The 15,851-nt window shown below is 48.9% G+C and carries 16 protein-coding genes; all 16 read right to left on the bottom strand.

What is annotated here, in order from left to right; all coding sequences use genetic code 11:
* Positions 1 to 168: 168 nt before the first annotated feature.
* The 16 genes from KJS57_RS13305 to KJS57_RS13230 all read right to left on the bottom strand — a co-directional run bounded on the left by KJS57_RS13305 (position 169) and on the right by KJS57_RS13230 (position 15,823).
* On the bottom strand, positions 169 to 846 hold the full coding sequence (locus tag KJS57_RS13305) for a winged helix-turn-helix transcriptional regulator (RefSeq protein WP_213655161.1): 678 nt from the start codon (positions 844 to 846) through the stop codon (positions 169 to 171).
* A gap of 153 nt (positions 847 to 999) precedes the next feature.
* Positions 1,000 to 2,031, bottom strand: a complete 1,032-nt coding sequence (locus KJS57_RS13300) for a thiazole biosynthesis adenylyltransferase ThiF (protein WP_213655160.1) — start codon at positions 2,029 to 2,031, stop codon at positions 1,000 to 1,002.
* Positions 2,032 to 2,151: 120 nt separating this feature from the next.
* Positions 2,152 to 3,141 carry a hypothetical protein gene (locus KJS57_RS13295; protein WP_213655159.1) on the bottom strand — a complete coding sequence of 330 codons (990 nt, stop codon included), beginning with the start codon at positions 3,139 to 3,141 and terminating at the stop codon, positions 2,152 to 2,154.
* Positions 3,128 to 3,682 carry a hypothetical protein gene (locus tag KJS57_RS13290; protein WP_213655158.1) on the bottom strand — a complete coding sequence of 185 codons (555 nt, stop codon included), beginning with the start codon at positions 3,680 to 3,682 and terminating at the stop codon, positions 3,128 to 3,130. Before KJS57_RS13290 ends, KJS57_RS13295 begins: the two co-directional genes overlap by 14 nt.
* Positions 3,683 to 3,694: 12 nt before the next feature.
* The gene (locus KJS57_RS13285) at positions 3,695 to 4,129 is read right to left on the bottom strand and encodes a hypothetical protein (protein ID WP_213655157.1); all 435 of its coding nucleotides are present in this window, start codon (positions 4,127 to 4,129) and stop codon (positions 3,695 to 3,697) included.
* Positions 4,130 to 4,148: 19 nt separating this feature from the next.
* A complete protein-coding gene (locus tag KJS57_RS13280) occupies positions 4,149 to 4,640 on the bottom strand; it encodes an ABC transporter permease (RefSeq protein ID WP_211020636.1) in 492 nt (163 codons plus the stop codon).
* A gap of 17 nt (positions 4,641 to 4,657) precedes the next feature.
* Complete coding sequence (locus KJS57_RS13275; RefSeq protein WP_213655156.1) at positions 4,658 to 6,736, bottom strand: hypothetical protein; 2,079 nt, start codon at positions 6,734 to 6,736, stop codon at positions 4,658 to 4,660.
* A complete protein-coding gene (locus tag KJS57_RS13270; RefSeq protein WP_213655155.1) occupies positions 6,726 to 8,537 on the bottom strand; it encodes an ATPase, T2SS/T4P/T4SS family in 1,812 nt (603 codons plus the stop codon). Before KJS57_RS13270 ends, KJS57_RS13275 begins: the two co-directional genes overlap by 11 nt.
* The gene (locus KJS57_RS13265; protein ID WP_213655154.1) at positions 8,534 to 9,382 is read right to left on the bottom strand and encodes a hypothetical protein; all 849 of its coding nucleotides are present in this window, start codon (positions 9,380 to 9,382) and stop codon (positions 8,534 to 8,536) included. Before KJS57_RS13265 ends, KJS57_RS13270 begins: the two co-directional genes overlap by 4 nt.
* Positions 9,379 to 10,056, bottom strand: coding sequence for a hypothetical protein (locus KJS57_RS13260; RefSeq protein ID WP_213655153.1), 678 nt, complete (start codon positions 10,054 to 10,056; stop codon positions 9,379 to 9,381). The genes KJS57_RS13265 and KJS57_RS13260 overlap by 4 nt, the downstream gene beginning before the upstream one ends.
* A gap of 15 nt (positions 10,057 to 10,071) precedes the next feature.
* Positions 10,072 to 10,992: an SAF domain-containing protein gene (locus tag KJS57_RS13255; protein WP_211020641.1), complete on the bottom strand. Its 921-nt coding sequence runs from the start codon at positions 10,990 to 10,992 to the stop codon at positions 10,072 to 10,074.
* On the bottom strand, positions 10,993 to 12,516 hold the full coding sequence (locus tag KJS57_RS13250) for a serine/threonine-protein kinase (protein WP_213655152.1): 1,524 nt from the start codon (positions 12,514 to 12,516) through the stop codon (positions 10,993 to 10,995). It lies immediately after the preceding gene.
* Positions 12,517 to 12,696: 180 nt separating this feature from the next.
* Positions 12,697 to 13,815, bottom strand: coding sequence for an SAM-dependent methyltransferase (locus tag KJS57_RS13245; protein WP_213655151.1), 1,119 nt, complete (start codon positions 13,813 to 13,815; stop codon positions 12,697 to 12,699).
* Entirely contained in the window at positions 13,784 to 14,125 is a 342-nt protein-coding gene (locus KJS57_RS13240) for a cyclic-phosphate processing receiver domain-containing protein (protein ID WP_211020961.1), read from the bottom strand. Before KJS57_RS13240 ends, KJS57_RS13245 begins: the two co-directional genes overlap by 32 nt.
* A gap of 35 nt (positions 14,126 to 14,160) precedes the next feature.
* Positions 14,161 to 15,015 (bottom strand): deoxyribonuclease IV, encoded by an 855-nt coding sequence (locus KJS57_RS13235; RefSeq protein ID WP_213655150.1) that lies wholly within the window; start codon positions 15,013 to 15,015, stop codon positions 14,161 to 14,163.
* Positions 15,005 to 15,823, bottom strand: coding sequence for an Fpg/Nei family DNA glycosylase (locus KJS57_RS13230; RefSeq protein ID WP_213655149.1), 819 nt, complete (start codon positions 15,821 to 15,823; stop codon positions 15,005 to 15,007). Before KJS57_RS13230 ends, KJS57_RS13235 begins: the two co-directional genes overlap by 11 nt.
* Positions 15,824 to 15,851 lie beyond the last annotated feature (28 nt).

Here is a 15,851-nt window from a genome sequence, read left to right as displayed (position 1 = left end):
TGTTGAGCCTGAACATCTCAATTTTATCGGAATGGTCTTGGTGGTCAAACCTTCGATCCCTCCACCCGCATAGCGGGTGGTTTTTTGTTTCGCACGCTTCGCGAGCTCAACTGGCTAAAGCCGTAATCAAACCCGATAGCCTCTCTATCGGGTTATTTTTTGTGCGAATCACTGTATTACGTATCCGGTTCCGCGGACGGTATGGATCAGCTTCCGGGATCTTCCCTTATCGATTTTTTTGCGCAAATGTCGGATATACACATCCACTACGTTCGTTCCCGTAGAAAAATCATATCCCCATACCTCCTGCAGAATCGCCTCTCTCTGGCATACCTGCTCCGCTCTCTTCACTAAATATCTAAGCAAATCGAATTCCTTCGGTGTAAGTTTGATCAGATCACCATCCCGATAAGCTTTGCGCCCTTTCAATTCAATAACAAGATCCTCATACCTCAACTCCGTCAAATAACCGTCGGCAAAACGACGGAAAAGCCTGATCAGACTGCGGATTCTTGCTTCAAATTCTATATTGGGTACCGCTATGTCCACAACTTCGTTTACTCCTGCTTCAAGTAAGGAGACCATCTCATCCGTATCCCATTCCTTCAAAATAACCATGACGGGGAATGGAGGATTCTCCCCAACTCTGTCCATCAGTTCATAAACAACACGGCTGCCGGTCTCCGGACTCAGCAGCAGTACGCCAGGCATTTCCTCATCCAGTTCTGTTGCCGTATCCTCCAGGCCGTGGCAACGGCGAACTTCAAATCCGGCCTGTTCCAGAAATAATTGCCTTTGGGTGGCTGCAAAATCATTTTTTTGCATCAGCAGCACGATGTCTTTCATATGAGTTCCCGCCTCTGCCCTTTAATCTCCGAACTTCCTTTATAGAGGGTTCTATGCACTTATCGTTAAGATGGTCAAAATAAAAACAAACCATTCCGCAAGGTGCGTGAATGGTTTGCCAAATTAATCCGTTCATTAACAATATAGAAATATTCAGCCCAAATACCGATCGTATATCGCTTTGGCTTCCGCCGTATTTTTCGTTCCGTGAATAAGCGCTCTTCCGTCTTCAAACAGGACGATTCGCCGATCCCCGATCGTGTAGGAGACCAGAAAAGGATTGAGCTCCACCTTCCCTTCCCCCAGACGTTCAAATCTCGCGGCAATTTCGGGTAAAGGAAGCTTCCGTTTGAAGGCAGGCCGGATCTGAACCGTGTCCCTACCGCACAGCACCTCCGATTTACGGGTACCTGCTGCGGACAGAAACGGATAAGTCGGATGCGTACCGCAGGATAAACAGTCCTCCCGTTTGGCGGACCCTACTTTGATTGAGGATTGCTCGTTCCGCCACACATCGAAGGTCAGCAATGTGCCTCGAAGCGACTCGGGATGACCTGTCAGCAGCTTCAACGCTTCCGTAACCTGATGCGCAACGACGATCTGCACGGCAGGCGGAATGACACCTACGGTATCACATGTATCGCCTCCAAGCGGAATCGTCCCCAATAAACAATTCAAACATGGCGTTTGGCCCGGTAAAATCGTAAACGTCATCCCGTAGCTACCCACACAGCCACCGTAAACCCATGGAATTCCGTATTTTTGTGCGATGTCATTGATCAGAAGCCGGGTATCGAAATTATCCGTGGCGTCCATAACCACATTTACATCCTTAATCAGCTCTTCGATCTCCTCATAAGTTACATCCACGACATGCGTTTCGATTATAATTTCGCTGTTGACAGCGCGAAGTCGTTGTTCCGCCGCCACGGCTTTCGGCAGCCTGGCCAACGCATCGGCCTCGGTGTACAGCTGCTGCCTCTGTAAATTGCTCCACTCCACATAATCACGGTCCGCGATGACCAGTCGCCCCACACCTGCGCGGGCAAGAGTTTCGGCGATCCCCGTTCCGAGGGCGCCTGCCCCGATAATAAGCACCGAAGACTCCGCAAGCTTCTGCTGCCCTTCAGGACCTATCGGTTGAAACAACTGCTGTCGCGAATAACGGTCCTCATTAGCTTTCATTCTTGCTTCACGTTCCTTTCAGCTACATTCTATTACGAATTTTAGCATATGAAGAAGAACGCCGTAACCACTCTGTCGGTAATGAATGTGAACTTACGTGGACGAATCCTGCACTTATAATCAGTGGACTCCTTGTCCACATTCCACTTCAAAATATCCGGAAGCTGCCGCATCTCTGGCATTCGTGAAAACTTCAACCGGTTGGAAAGGGAACGGACACTTATCATTAAATGCATATTTGATCCCGGTTTCCAGATGTATGCCGCCGTACACGGGCCGACGCTTGACCAGTCTCCCGCCGCCGAGCGCATAATTGTTAAAGTATTGGTTTCCGACAGGAATCCCTTGCAGGAAAACAAGCACACCTACGTCATCGACTGTATTGTTCCATTCCTCTTGGGGAATTACCGGAAGCGTAAACGTATAACTCACGCCGAGCTTACGGGAAATTTCATTATGACGATGAATGATACCCGCTAGATCATCTTCTATACTCCGGACGATTACCGATCTTCTCACTTGCTCGAAGGCTTCCTCATTCTGAAGAACCGGAATAATCCACTCGGAGCCAACAGTCTCCCGCAACCCGGTTACCGACTCCCCCGTAACGGGATTTACAACAGTAACCCGCTGATCCAAGGTAAAAGATAGACTATTCCCTTCCCGGTCCCGGTATACATATGGCTTCTTGGGAAGCCAGCGATGTTCGGCGATAGGATAGCCGTCTGCCCCTGTCAGTTCTTCCATCGCATAGATGTAATATCCGTCATAATCAATAACCACTACAGCAGGAATATACGTCATAAAAGCTTGCATCGCCAGCGGATCGTCAGCGATACCGAAATTCAGTGCCAAGGTCTCCTTTAAAGCCGCCAACCCCGCTTCTTTGTCGGCCCGCATGAATTTTGCGGATCCGTACCCCGATTCATAATGCTGCGACTCGTTACGATTAAGCAGGGTTCCTGCATCCTGAGCAGCCGTCTTTAAAACCGAGTTGTACTTGATTTCAAGCCGATTAGCTTCTCTAAGCTGTTCCGTATTCCAACTTGAAATCCATAGCAACGGACCTGCGATCAGTACAAAAATGACAGCCCAGTCAGTAATCTTCATTCAACACCATGCCTCCGTAGGACAAATGCTTCGTTTGGCCGCCTTCTGGTGCCGTGCCATAGATAAAACCTGACAGAACCTCCAACGGGGACCGTGACACTTTCGTTAAAGTTACACTCAAATAATCCCCGGCCTCCAACCTATATTTTCTTAAAACCGGCCCACCCGCAGGGAGAGCTGAAGGAAACAACATTTTAAGGATGTCTGATGTGTAATTTGAATCGTAGACCACGCTGAATTCGTCCATAAATGTTGTCGGATCGGCGGGGTCCTTATATTCGGGATGATATTTCTTATGGCGGTGTTCTAGTTCGATGTCATAAGCCGCGCCTGTGGTCTCCAGCTCACGCGAAAAATCCTCGTACATTTCCGCAGAGACATACCCTTTGCTTCTTACGGCATCCGTAAACTGGACAAGCGTGTTATAAGCCGACAATACCCTGATATCTTCCTGACGCTGAGCGGACTGGACGGCGGGAAAAAGAAAGATCAGAACGACCGCCAGGATGGCCGCCGCGATCTTCGATAAAGCATTGCCCATACTTCGGCCCCTTCACTTTAATTTAAAAGATATCTTAACCAAGCGCCCCTGCTTATCGAGCTGGGAGTATGCCTTGTAATCTTCCTCCAAGTCCAGCAAAGCTACGGCCAATCCTAGATCTTGATCATAGAGACCGGAAGGCAATGCTCCATCATCTTTGGCATCCGGAATCACAGTGCCGTTAATCGAGACTTCCGCCCCTTCCAACTTCCAGCCCCGCAGGCCATATAATATATCCAATCCTGTATATGTATCGAAATTCGATGCTTCGTTGCTTAAGCCGGCTCCCGATAGGGTCACACTTCGCTTGTGCGTTTGAATGAAAGAGGATAAATTTTGTAAAAGGCCATCATAACTACGTGTAAAATCAAGGGTAAACAATACAGCTCCAAGAGTTAAGGAAACCGCCGTACCTAACCACAGTAAATCTTTCAGGCTCTTCAGCATGTGTGATTCGGCTTCTCGGCTAAGGAGTGACCGTAGTCTGGGTAAAGATCAGTCCCCTAACTACATTGGAATTATCCTTGATCACTTTTGCCTTGAATTTACCGCTTGGATTGACGTATTCGTTAAGCTTTTCGTTCCAGGTGTTGCCTATATCCGCCAAGCTGGAGCCACTCACTGAACCGTATTCTTCGTTCGTCAGAGTGCCGTTGATTTTGAGAATGTCTCCATACCATTGGCCTGTACTGTTTTTCCCCGTCTTAATCTGAATACCGAACTCTTCCCGGTCCTTGAATTTTCTCAAAGCATTCGTGACCTGGGACCCGCTGACTGTCGTATCGTCATAAACCGTAAATGAGGCCTGTGACAGTTCTGTTTGAATATCGGAAAAATTGTTTTGAGCTGTTTTCGTAGCTTCCTGGGCGGATACAAACAAGATTACAACAATAGTGATCAGAGCGATCGTCAAAAAAATACCGGCCGCTACCTTTAAAGCGGATGATGCGTTGTTCATATTAAAATACCTCCTTGTTAAATATGTTGAATTTGCTCAAAATAAATGCCCATCTGTTGAAAGCTCATCCAAATCAACGGGATGACCAGGTAGGCAAACACAAGACAATACATCGGCGCAAAACCGATGATACGGCCGATCCCCGCTTTCGTATCCAGCGATTTTTCATAATCGAGCCGTCTCCGCTCAAAATGATACGCCATCTCACTCTCCAGCTCATCAAAGGCATCCGAGATCGTTATTTTCTCCGTAGCGAGAAGCAGCTTGTCCGCCAACTGCCTAAACTCGTCCAGCCCGGCCTCCTCCTTCATCTGCCTCAATGCTTCTTCGCCGCCATGCCCGAAATGGAGCAGACATTTCTGCAGTGGAATTTTGAAAATCACGGCATACGAATGCAGCCAGTCCAAAATCTCTTCGACAGAAATTCGTTCCAGTTCCTTCAGAATAGAAATCATCGTATGAAACTGGTACACTTCTTGCCTCATATCCATAAGCCGCATCCTCCTCTGGAACATCAGCGTCCAGACCGGTACACAGTATCCGATCCATCCGGCAATCAGCGACAAGAGAAGCTCCCACCATTTCAGATACTCCGCGTTCCAGCGTTTCAATTTATCTATGACACGCTCCGCCGTTGCCTCAAGCTGTTTATCGTTCGGCTGTAATCCCCTTTCCGCCATTACTTGTGTGATGGAGGCAGCTATTTGATCATACTCTCTATTAGAATCCATCCCTGTCTCCACCATAACCTGCTTGTCCATGTCGACGATTTCCGCCGCAGCCTCAGCATCGTCCTGTGACATAGTTCCAAAAAACACATAGCTTGCCGGAGGCTCATTCAAAATCCACGACCGGCTCTTCAAATGTAAATAAGAAAAAGTACCCGTCGTAATAACCACACATAACAGAAATATGACTAGCCGTCTGATTTGCAACGTTTCTACACTTAAGTGATGATTACTGTCTTTCAGCAGTTTATGAATTCGCTCATAGGCTGCAGATTTGAACCTTGGGGTGAACCATGCCGAGCATTTCCGGACAAGGCTCCATTTTCTCAAGGCTGATTCCCATGGATTCCGGTTTCTACCTGCCTTATAATCCGTCTCCTCTTCACTCTTCAGCTTCTGAAGCAGCAAATAGCAAATAAGAATGATCAGAAAAATCCCGAGCTTGGCCAGAATCCCTGCCTTACTCAAATAAAACTGATCCATGAGCGGAAAATTTCTCCTTGCCCAAATCTCAATCGGCTTGGTAAAAAAAATCGGCACTAAAGCAATTAAATTTAGCCCCTTCAGCAAATAATCGAGCTTACTTCGACGAATCAAGTCAAGCTGAATTTCCCCTGTAAGGCTGGCCAGACCTCTTAAATACAACGAACCCTTATCCTTTTTGCGGTCCCCGAATTCCATAATCATCCTTGATATCCCCGCAAACGCTCGAAGAAAACGGTTTGGCGCGACTTCATAATATTTCTCCAGCGCCTCATCCGGTTTAACATCACTTAAAGCGTCATAAATCCTATGAGCATGCAGAGCGATTTCCTCTCCAACCGATTCGATGGATTCATCTATAGCGTCTTCAACCATACCGTGCCTGTGATAGGCCAGCCTGACGGCGCCGAACAAATCTAGCATTTGTTCCAGCAGCTTCTTTTCCAACCGATTGATATACCCGTCCAGGATCAGACCTTGAATGACAACGGCGGCTATCAACAAGGAAAGAAAGAAGATCAAGTTAAGATTCATTGCCGTCAGTACGCCGATCACGAATGTGAGGGTACCCAGGATCAGATAAACAATCTTGATCGTTTGCCTTCGTAAACTAAACTCGTCATAAACTTGGAGAACGGACAAGCGGAATCGAACCTTCAACACATAAAATCTAAGCGGCGGCAGCTTCATGAATAACGCATAGGACCTCAGAAAAAGAACATTCAATCCGCCGCGGATCAAGCGGGACGATGGGTGTCCGCGATCAGCTAACGATAACCCCTGCTCCTCTTCTCGTTTGGCAATTAATTTTCCCAAACCGAGCAGCAGCAAAAAACAGCATAATGACATTCCGACAAGAATCATGAGAAATGACTTAAGCTCCAATGGCCTCCCTCCAATACATACCCGCAAACCTTTCAAAGGCCGCTGCATCTTCCGGTGTCATCTCTTTGGACATTTCCTTAAGGCTATGCGCAGAGATCGGCTTTACAGGTACATATGCTCCGTTACGATACTCGACAATCACCCTTTCCTGGTAACTCTCGTTCAGACGGCAGCACTCCGTAATTCGTTCTATGTATCTGTTCCCCTGATAGTCCTTGCAGAGATGAATATCAAAATCCAGCACACCCGCTACCTGATATTCGGCAATCTTTTCATCCCTAAACATGCCGGTCTTTAATAAGGAATTTCGCAGGGATTCAATCAGGTCGCGGAAGGTTTTGGCGTGATGGGTAAACAGGGTAAATAAACTTGCCACTTGCGCCATCTGTATCATCCAAGCCGCAACCTCGTCCGTCGCTACCTCCCCGAGGATATTGACCGTGCCATCCGTTTTTTTCTGCAAATCCAATCCCGCTTGCCCGGATATGTATTCCGTTTCACGAAAGGTTAAAATGTTTCTCGTACTATAAATCCTCCGGAGATGAAGCTCGAATGACATCTCCTGAACGCGTAAAGTGTAAGAAGGATAAATATGCTTGATCATGGCCATTAACAGCGTTGTTTTGCCTGAACCCTGGGAACCGGTGATCGAGGTAATCCGGCTTCCTTTCATCAGATATTTCAACAGTTCGATCGGCAGGTTGGAGTTATTCCCTTGAATAAGCCCTTCAAGGACTGCGTTCTTCACGTCGAACTTACGTACAAAAAATGCCCATGATTCCGCAAAAGGCGGTCTCACCACAACGACCCGGGAGCCGTCCTTCAACTCGTTTACTTTAAATCCGTTAGCCTCGGATAACTGACCCGGCAAATTGAATTTGTAAATGTTCTGACACACCCGTTTCAATTCGGCTTCACTTCCGAAAGATAAGAAGGATAAACGTATGCTTTTACCTTTATAAAAAATCCAAACACTGTCCCAGGAGCGAGTTATTTGCCTTCCGTCCTGATCTAGCGGAATTTCCGGCCCTCCCGGTTCGATTTCATCCTCTATCCGTTGCCAAAGGGATTGATTCCCGGGAATCCCGCTGACTCCTCCGCTCACCCCGTCAATGTTCTGTTCCCGAATCGCGTCGATCACGGAAAATCCTTTGTACATTTGATAGACCCGCTGAACGACCAGGTCCAGCTTCTCGGGAAATGAAAGCAGGCGATACTCCCTGTAAAAAACCGAGTCCACATCCTCAGCATTAATTTCAAATATCCCTGTACCATCTTCGTCGGACCGGCACTTCGGCTGGTCCAAGTCATAGTCTTCGATCAGCGTGGATAAGGCCATTTCCCCATGCCGTCTTCTGTATAAGTACAGCACAATTTCAAATCTGTCTTGCGCATTTAATCGTTCCCGGTCGCGGAATGGAATAATAAGGTCTATATTTTCTTCCGAGATACCGTACCCTCTTACTAGCAAATCGCGAATAAAGGATTTAACGTAACGTTTATCCTGCTGGTCGCCATACGTACAGCCGCGTAATGCTTGCCGAAGCTCGGCCCGAACCTTTACTTTTCGGTTCCAGGCTTCCTCGTTCATCCCCCATTCGTTAGAGGGATTGCGGCTAAGCTCATGGATCTGATGCTTGACGTAAGCGATGAGTTCCGTAAAAGAATATCGATCCCTTCCAGGCGCACGATGTAAGAAAGATTCTCCTGAAGACTTGGCCTTCAGCCAGAGACAAGCCAAACAGACGGCAACTAAAGTGATGATTCCTATCAAATTTAATCCGGCTGCATTCAAGGTCATGCCCCCTTTTCTCCGCCCCGAGAATATACGTCTCGTCCAGCAGCGAGCCGATATAGGCCGTCACAAAGGTTGGCAAGCCCCGACATAAATCCTTCTTTCGCGGGTCTCCTGCGCGGTAACAGCCGGTGCAATCGGATAAATCGGAGGATATTCATGTTATTCCAAGCATCCATAAACTCCGTGCTATGCGGAATGACGTACAGCGGCAGCTTGCAGCCAAACCGCCTTCGAATGTTGCCAGCCGACCATTGCGAACGGTGATCATAATGCTGAATCACGATAGCATCCGTGACATTTGCTCCGTTAGTCTCACTGACCATATCACCAAAAAACCGTTCCAGCTCCAAACGATTTTGCCGAAGTACAGCGACACTAAGCAGCCGTCCTTTCGGCAAATTATGCGGGCCTGCTACAGCAACAGCTCCGGAGGAAAATCGACTTCCAGTAAAAATAAAATCATAAGCCTGCTCCGCAGCGGCATAAACACGGCCCAGCTTCTCACCTGACTCATGTGAATTTTCAAGACATTCTTCTCGGCTTCCGGAAACAAGATCCAGTTTCCCTTTGATGACCGGTTGAGTATAATCCGAGAAGTTCGCTGCACTTAAACGTTGATTGGCGGATAAACGCAGCAAGGCGTCAATCCCGTATTCCGTAAGCGGAAGAGCGCCCCTGCCCTGATATTGGTCAGACAGAGAGAAGCCAGCTTCAACATTAGTCCCGGCTTTAACCTCATTCAGCAGCAGAATCCTTCCCGGATGTGTCAAAGACATCCCTATCGCTGCCGCCGCGGCAACCTCGGCCGATCCTTCATGTCCGTAATCCCAAAAGATGATCCTGCTCATGCCCTCCTCCTGTCCGCCGACCGCAGCGCTTTTTTCGTACTCGGCATAGACAGACCTGCGAGATTCACGATCAAGGATAGAATCGCTTTCTTATATGATCTGGAGATTCGCCCCATCCGCAAAGTTTGCGCATGTTCATTCTCCATCTGCACGATTTCATTAGTTTCGCACCAGGGAATGCACACCATCTCTTTACTCCATTCAATAGGCAAGTGCTCCACATAGCCCATAATGTAATCGGGGGTCAAAAAGCTGTCGACCGTTCGTATAAAGACCGGCTGAATCCGCAGCGATTTAAGTTGAGGCCATCGGAGAAACAAATGACTGAACCACTCGGCGCTATTCTCCACCTCATAGCGGTCATATGAAGTGACCCACATAACGGCATCAACCCGCTTCCAAATCTCAATTGAACCAAAATGCATCGTCTCCAGATCATACAGACAGTAGTCGTAAAGTTCAGGTTCTGCGGCGGTGATTCCATCACAAATATCAAACCCGTTATACTCGGTAAGAGGTATACAATTTTTCACGCTACTGGCCAAATAACGGTACTTTCTGCCATCGGTCATGTCCACCAGTAACACCCTTTTGCCTGTTCCGGACAGCACCTTGCAAATGTACAGCAGCAGATCCCTTTTATCGCTCTTACCTGTAAAAATCCAGCTTTTCACCCTTGGTACCTCCTTTTATTCCGCCGGCCCCATGACAAACTGTTCTTGACCGCCTGTTGGCGAGTCGGCCCGGGAAGATGGTGGCGGTGACGCTTGAGTTGCTTGATATCCCGCATATTCTGCGGCCGATTGTGCCGATACCCCTCCAAGATCCGCTTCAAGACCAGTACGGGCGGAGTTGCTCAAGGCATGTTCGGCACGACCGACGATATTCGGGTCCTGCTTGATCAATTTCAGCACGGCCTCGTTGGCCGGGTACGTCGGAATAGCTTTTGCTTGAAGGCTTGGCTCCACATAGAGCAAGGCATAGATCGAGGCTTTATGCAAATAAGCGTCGACGATTGCGCTGGACAGCGACAGGATTTCCGATTCATTCAGGGTCATCGTAACCGTACCTGATGCTAACGAGTTCACCTTTTTTTTGGCCAACAATATGTAATCTTGTCCCGTCGGAAACTGGATACGCACATCAATGACGTCCTGCTCGCTAAGCGCTCCTGGAAGCTGGATAAAACCCATTTCACGGAAACGGAGATCGGAAGGCGTTGGCTCTTCCTCATATAAAAGCGTGCCTGTCAGCAGCGTATTCGGCTTAAGTGACAGCTTGACCGTTTTACCGGCGATTTGTTCTCTGGTCTTGAGCCAATCACTCGGTACGCTGCCTTCCGGCAATTCAACGGATACAAGGTCCTCCATAGAAATCACATGACCTGCCGGGAGTTCCCGGGCAGGCGCCCATCCCTGAACCTTGGACCGGCCCGCCTCCTCCTGAAGAATGCGAATTTCAGCTTCCAATCTACCCTGCATTTCTATTCGGGCTTCTGTCATCTTCGAAGTTTTAACGAACATGAACCCGCCAAATATAAGTCCGGTTGCGATCACGCCAGCTAAGCCGGCATAAATTAGGTGCTTCGTTTTCCGTCTCATCCTGAACATTTATTCACTTCCTTTCCTGCGTCTTCGCCTCCAGCGTAGTCCGCTTTTCCCCTGCAGCACGCTTTGCGGAAAAAATCCCCCGCATATTTCGGCCAGAGCCGACTCCATTTCCTTCCCCGGGGAAAAAGGATCATGCTCGGCAGGCAAGACGTATACTTTTCCCGTACTAAAAGTTTTGCGGATACGACGGACGGCATTCCTGGAACCAAACGGTACGCAGCATACCCAATTTTTTCTGACGGGACCCGAGCTCGCTTCGAAAGCCGCCAGATCCTCATGACGCCATTCCGCCGCCGGACAAACAAGAATGGACAGATCGGCACGGGCAAACTCCTCTAAATGTTCCTTTCGCCTGCCTGATCCGAGATCGCAGATCACATACTCGCCGCTTCCCGCAATCAGATCCAGTAATTCCTGTCGCGATGGAGCCCGGATGTAATCGACGCTCCGAAACCGGAAACGCTGCGGTCCCGCTTCGCGGAATGCATCAGTCCCTTCCACAAGAACGGACATCGTCCGGAAAGCGTTGGATTTGACCTCCATCTCCACAACCGAGATCCTCGGCGTAAACTTGGATAACAGGTGGGCCAGTGCGATGCAGGTATGCGTTGTGCCGATACCGGGTGCCGCCCCCATTACGGCAATTACAATAGAGCGCGGCGTCCGACGGAAATCGCTCCGCTGTGCATCTTCCAGGTTTGCATCCTTTGCAGTTGCATTAAATAGTGTGCTCGCCACAGCTCTCAGCGCTTCCGCCGTCTCTTCCGCCGAAGAGTATCTGTTCTCCGGTTCATGTTGCAGAAGTCGCACAATAATCGGTTCCAGCAAAGCTAAACCTTTACGCCGGAGGATGGCCGCTGTCTCTTCCGACCAATAAGAATATTTGCACCCGGTTCCCAAATAGAGCAGCACGGCGCCAAGCGAATATAAATCCGTTCTGCCGTCCGTCTGTCGCCCTCCATATTGTTCCGGTGCCGCAAATCCGATCGTTCCGAGTTTAACCGTATCCTCAAGAGTTTCCTGTTTATATTTGCGGGCAATCCCGAAATCAACAAACATGATTTCTTCCTGCTCATCGATCAGCAGATTGGACGGCTTCAGATCCCGATGAATGATCGGCGGATGAAGACTATGAAGATAATGTAGACCCTCACAAATTTGCAATCCTAGCCTGGCTAATTTGTCAGGGGTTAAAGCTTCCTTATTGCCCAATACATACTTATCCAGATGAACACCTGCCACATAATCCATCACCAAGTATGAATATCCGCCCTCCATTTGAAAAAAATCTGAAATTCTCGGCAACCGAGGATGATTTAACGAAATAAGCAGTTCAGCTTCATCCTCCAACCGGAGACCAAGCTCCGGTGTAAACGGACTCTCCTTCACTGCCCAACGCTTCCCGGGCAGCTTCAAATCGGAGGCGAGATAAACCCGGCTCATGCCCCCTTCTCCAATAATTTTCTCCATCCTGTAGCGGCCTGCCAAAATTCCGCCGCGTTCATATTTCGGTATAAACGGCAACCGGCTCCCTCCTTTTTCGAAACGCAAAAAGGGAAAGTACCCATTGTCCTCCTCAGCTTATTAGAGCTGTAGACAGACAGGGATACTTTCCCTTAAGTCGAATTGCATAATTTTGGAATCAGTATAGAACAAACTCACAGGGTTTGTAAAGCGATTTTCAAAAAAATATAATTCATGTAATTAATATTTAATCATGTATAATGTGATTTCGTCACGGTTGTGAAACATTTGTTTAGCCCGTTGTACTTGAAGCTGAGCCTCTTGGAACGTTCCGATCACTTCATTGATAAGAGCCATCGGCTTTTTGCTGAGCAGCTTCACAGTAACGACTGCAGTTCCGCCCGGTACGAGTGCGTAGAGCAGCTCGGTCACCATTTTGGCCGTCATCTTCGGGCTCCAGCTCATATCGCAGACGAGCAGATCGAATTGATGATCACGAAATTTCACGGCGTTCGCATTTTTACGAACATGGGTCAACCTTGGTGAAGCCATTACGTCGGGATGCAGTTTTGCAGGATCCACCGCAGTCACTTTGAGACCTCGTTCCAGCAAAAATGAGGTCCATCCGCCTGGCGCAGCTCCAATATCCAGCGCTTCACGGAACGCCGCGAAATCGATACCGAATACAGCCTCAGCTTCCAGAAGCTTAAATTTGGCACGGGAGATCTGACCTTCCTCGCGTTGAAAACGTACGGCTCCACCGTTCCAATCGGACAAATTTTCTTCCGGCCGGGCAATTCCCGCGAAAATGCTGTCCTTAGCGGCGAATACGGAGACGATGTAATCGGCATCCTTAACCACATAATCCGCATCAAGCTCGCCGAGGCCGGCTTGCACTGCGTCCTTCAGTTCGGCGGCACTGCCTGCCCAAAGCGATTGAGGGGCTTTTCTGGTTTGGATAGCCACCTTGGCCCCCGACAGCCGGGATTCGCCCAACAAATATTGCTGCAGTTCACTCAACCAGCCATCGTTTTGTTGTTCTCCCAAATCAAGACTTCCTTCCGTGTTCCATTCCCATCCTACAAGAAATAAATGGCGGAGGAACATCGGCTCCGGATGACTTAACTGCGAAGTCACCTCTGAAGCTGTGGCTTTAAGCGTGGCGACGAATACTTCTCCAGGCACAAGCACCGTACTTTTAACGGCTCCGAACCTTCTTCTAAGTTCTTCCTGGGCGTAAGGGGCAAATCCGTGATTGGCCGTGCATAAGTATTTAGTAGTCGTCCCGTTTTGTTCCGGGACTTCCTGTTCGTTCTCGTTGTTCAAACTAGCAACCTCCCGCTTTACGTTCAATCTCATCCAGCAAATCAAACGGAATGGGTCCGTTATGCAGGATGACATGTTCCGGCTTGTTCTGGTAAAGGATTTCGTACATGCTCTTTTTACCGTACATGCTAGAGGTATGCAGGTAAATCTCACGGGCATACAGGCCTTCCCGAGCCATGGCTGCCGCCACATCGGAGCCGGTCTTCTCCCCTGGTCCCATATCGTAATCGAGCGACAGAATGTCGACTTCCATTAATCTCAGCAGTTCCAGACACTCATCCACGGACCTGGCCAATGTAAAGCCCTCCGGACATCGTCGAAAGTCGTCCATATATACATGAATCACAGTCGTTCTTCCTTTCCGCGGTAATTCCAGCACTAGGCTTCCACCCATCGCCTTACCCGTTCTATATCTTCTCTATAGGTTCCGTCTTCACCAGTTTCGCTCTCCAGAATCAGCGGTAGCCGCCGAATGGCCTTCATTTCAAACAATTTCAAAAAACCTTGTTCTCCGATGTAGCCTTGACCTACCCTGGCATGGCGATCTTTGCGGGAAAGGGCAGGATATTTCGAATCGTTTAGATGAACGACAGCGAGGCCGTCCCAATATCCCAATTCTTCGGCCTTGGAAGCAAACTCCTTATCCCCTTCTCCCGTCCACATCCCGGCCGCAAAAGCATGGCACGTATCCAGGCAAAAACCGATCAGCTCCGGCGAAGTGCATAGCTTGCGGATTTGCACAAGCTCTTCCAAGGTCATCCCCATATCCCCATGATCGCCGGCCTGATTCTCAATCAGCAGTTTAGCATTGCCCTGCCAACCGTTTAGCACTTCATTTATACATTGTATAATATTTTGGTACCCTTGTAAGGGGTTTCTTTCCTTATATGTGCCAAAATGAACAACAATTCCCACCGAACCGCACGCCTCGGCAATCTCCAGATCATTGCGCAACGATGCTACCGTTCGTTCAAATTGTCCGCCCGCGCCCCCTGGAGTTGCCGCCAGATTGCTCGGATATGGAGTATGGGCCACGGATAGCAGGTCATACTTGCGGCTCAGTTCCCGGCAGCGCTCGGCATCCCTTTTATCAAAGCATTTTACCGTCAGACTGCGCGGATTCTTGGGAAAGTATTGAAAAGCTCCGGCACCGAGATGGTAAGCCGCCTCGGCCGCCTTGGCATATCCTCCACGAATGCTTAGATGTCCTCCGACACTTAATTTAACGGTCATGCTGGCATCCCGGACTATAGAACACTTTTCGTCCGTTCATTTCTGTCTTGACGATTTGATCGCCGCAGCGCGGACAAGCTTCTCCTTCCCGGTCATAAACGCGGCAAAGATCATTTGCTCCACCGGTCAGCGTATCTTCACTGGTCAACGGCATTTCCATATAGCCGCCGCCTTCGGTCATTTCTACGAGTACTTCTCTCATCGCCCGATATAGCCCCAAAAGCTCTTCCTCGCTCATGTTTTGCAGCTTAGCAGTGGGTCTTAGCCCTGCGGCGAAAGCAATTTCGTCTGCATAGCAATTGCCGATTCCGGCAATAACGTCCTGATTCACCAGAACCGTCTTGATGCTCCCCCGACGCTTTCTCATTAGCTTCACGAAGATCTCTTCGTTCATCTTGCGGCCAAGCGGTTCAGGGCCCAAGTGCGCTAAAGAATCCTCCGCCTCTTTCGCACTAAGCAAATGCAAATATCCAAGTCTCAGGCCTATGAAATAAAGCACCAGATTGTCGCCGAAGACAATTTCAATTTGCGTACTTCTGGAGGGACGGTCTTCCTTTGATCCCAAATAAAGCAGCCCCCCCAGCATCAGGTGCAGAATCAGGCGCCGGCCATTGTCCAAATGGAACAGCAAATGCTTCGCACGCCGCTCGACAAAGATCACTTGTCTTCCGGTCAGTTCATTTACGAATACTTCCTGGTCCAAATTCAGCGACTTTTCCCGGTTTACGACCACCTCAGTAATAGGCAGATCCAAAATATGCTTTGAAAGCTGGATTCGATAGTTTTCCATTTCCGGCAATTCCGGCATGGTTCATCTTCCCTTTCGTTTTACAATG

This window comes from Paenibacillus vini (assembly GCF_018403325.1).
Lineage (GTDB): Bacteria > Bacillota > Bacilli > Paenibacillales > Paenibacillaceae > Fontibacillus > Fontibacillus vini.
This window is presented reverse-complemented; position numbering and strand designations above follow the sequence as displayed.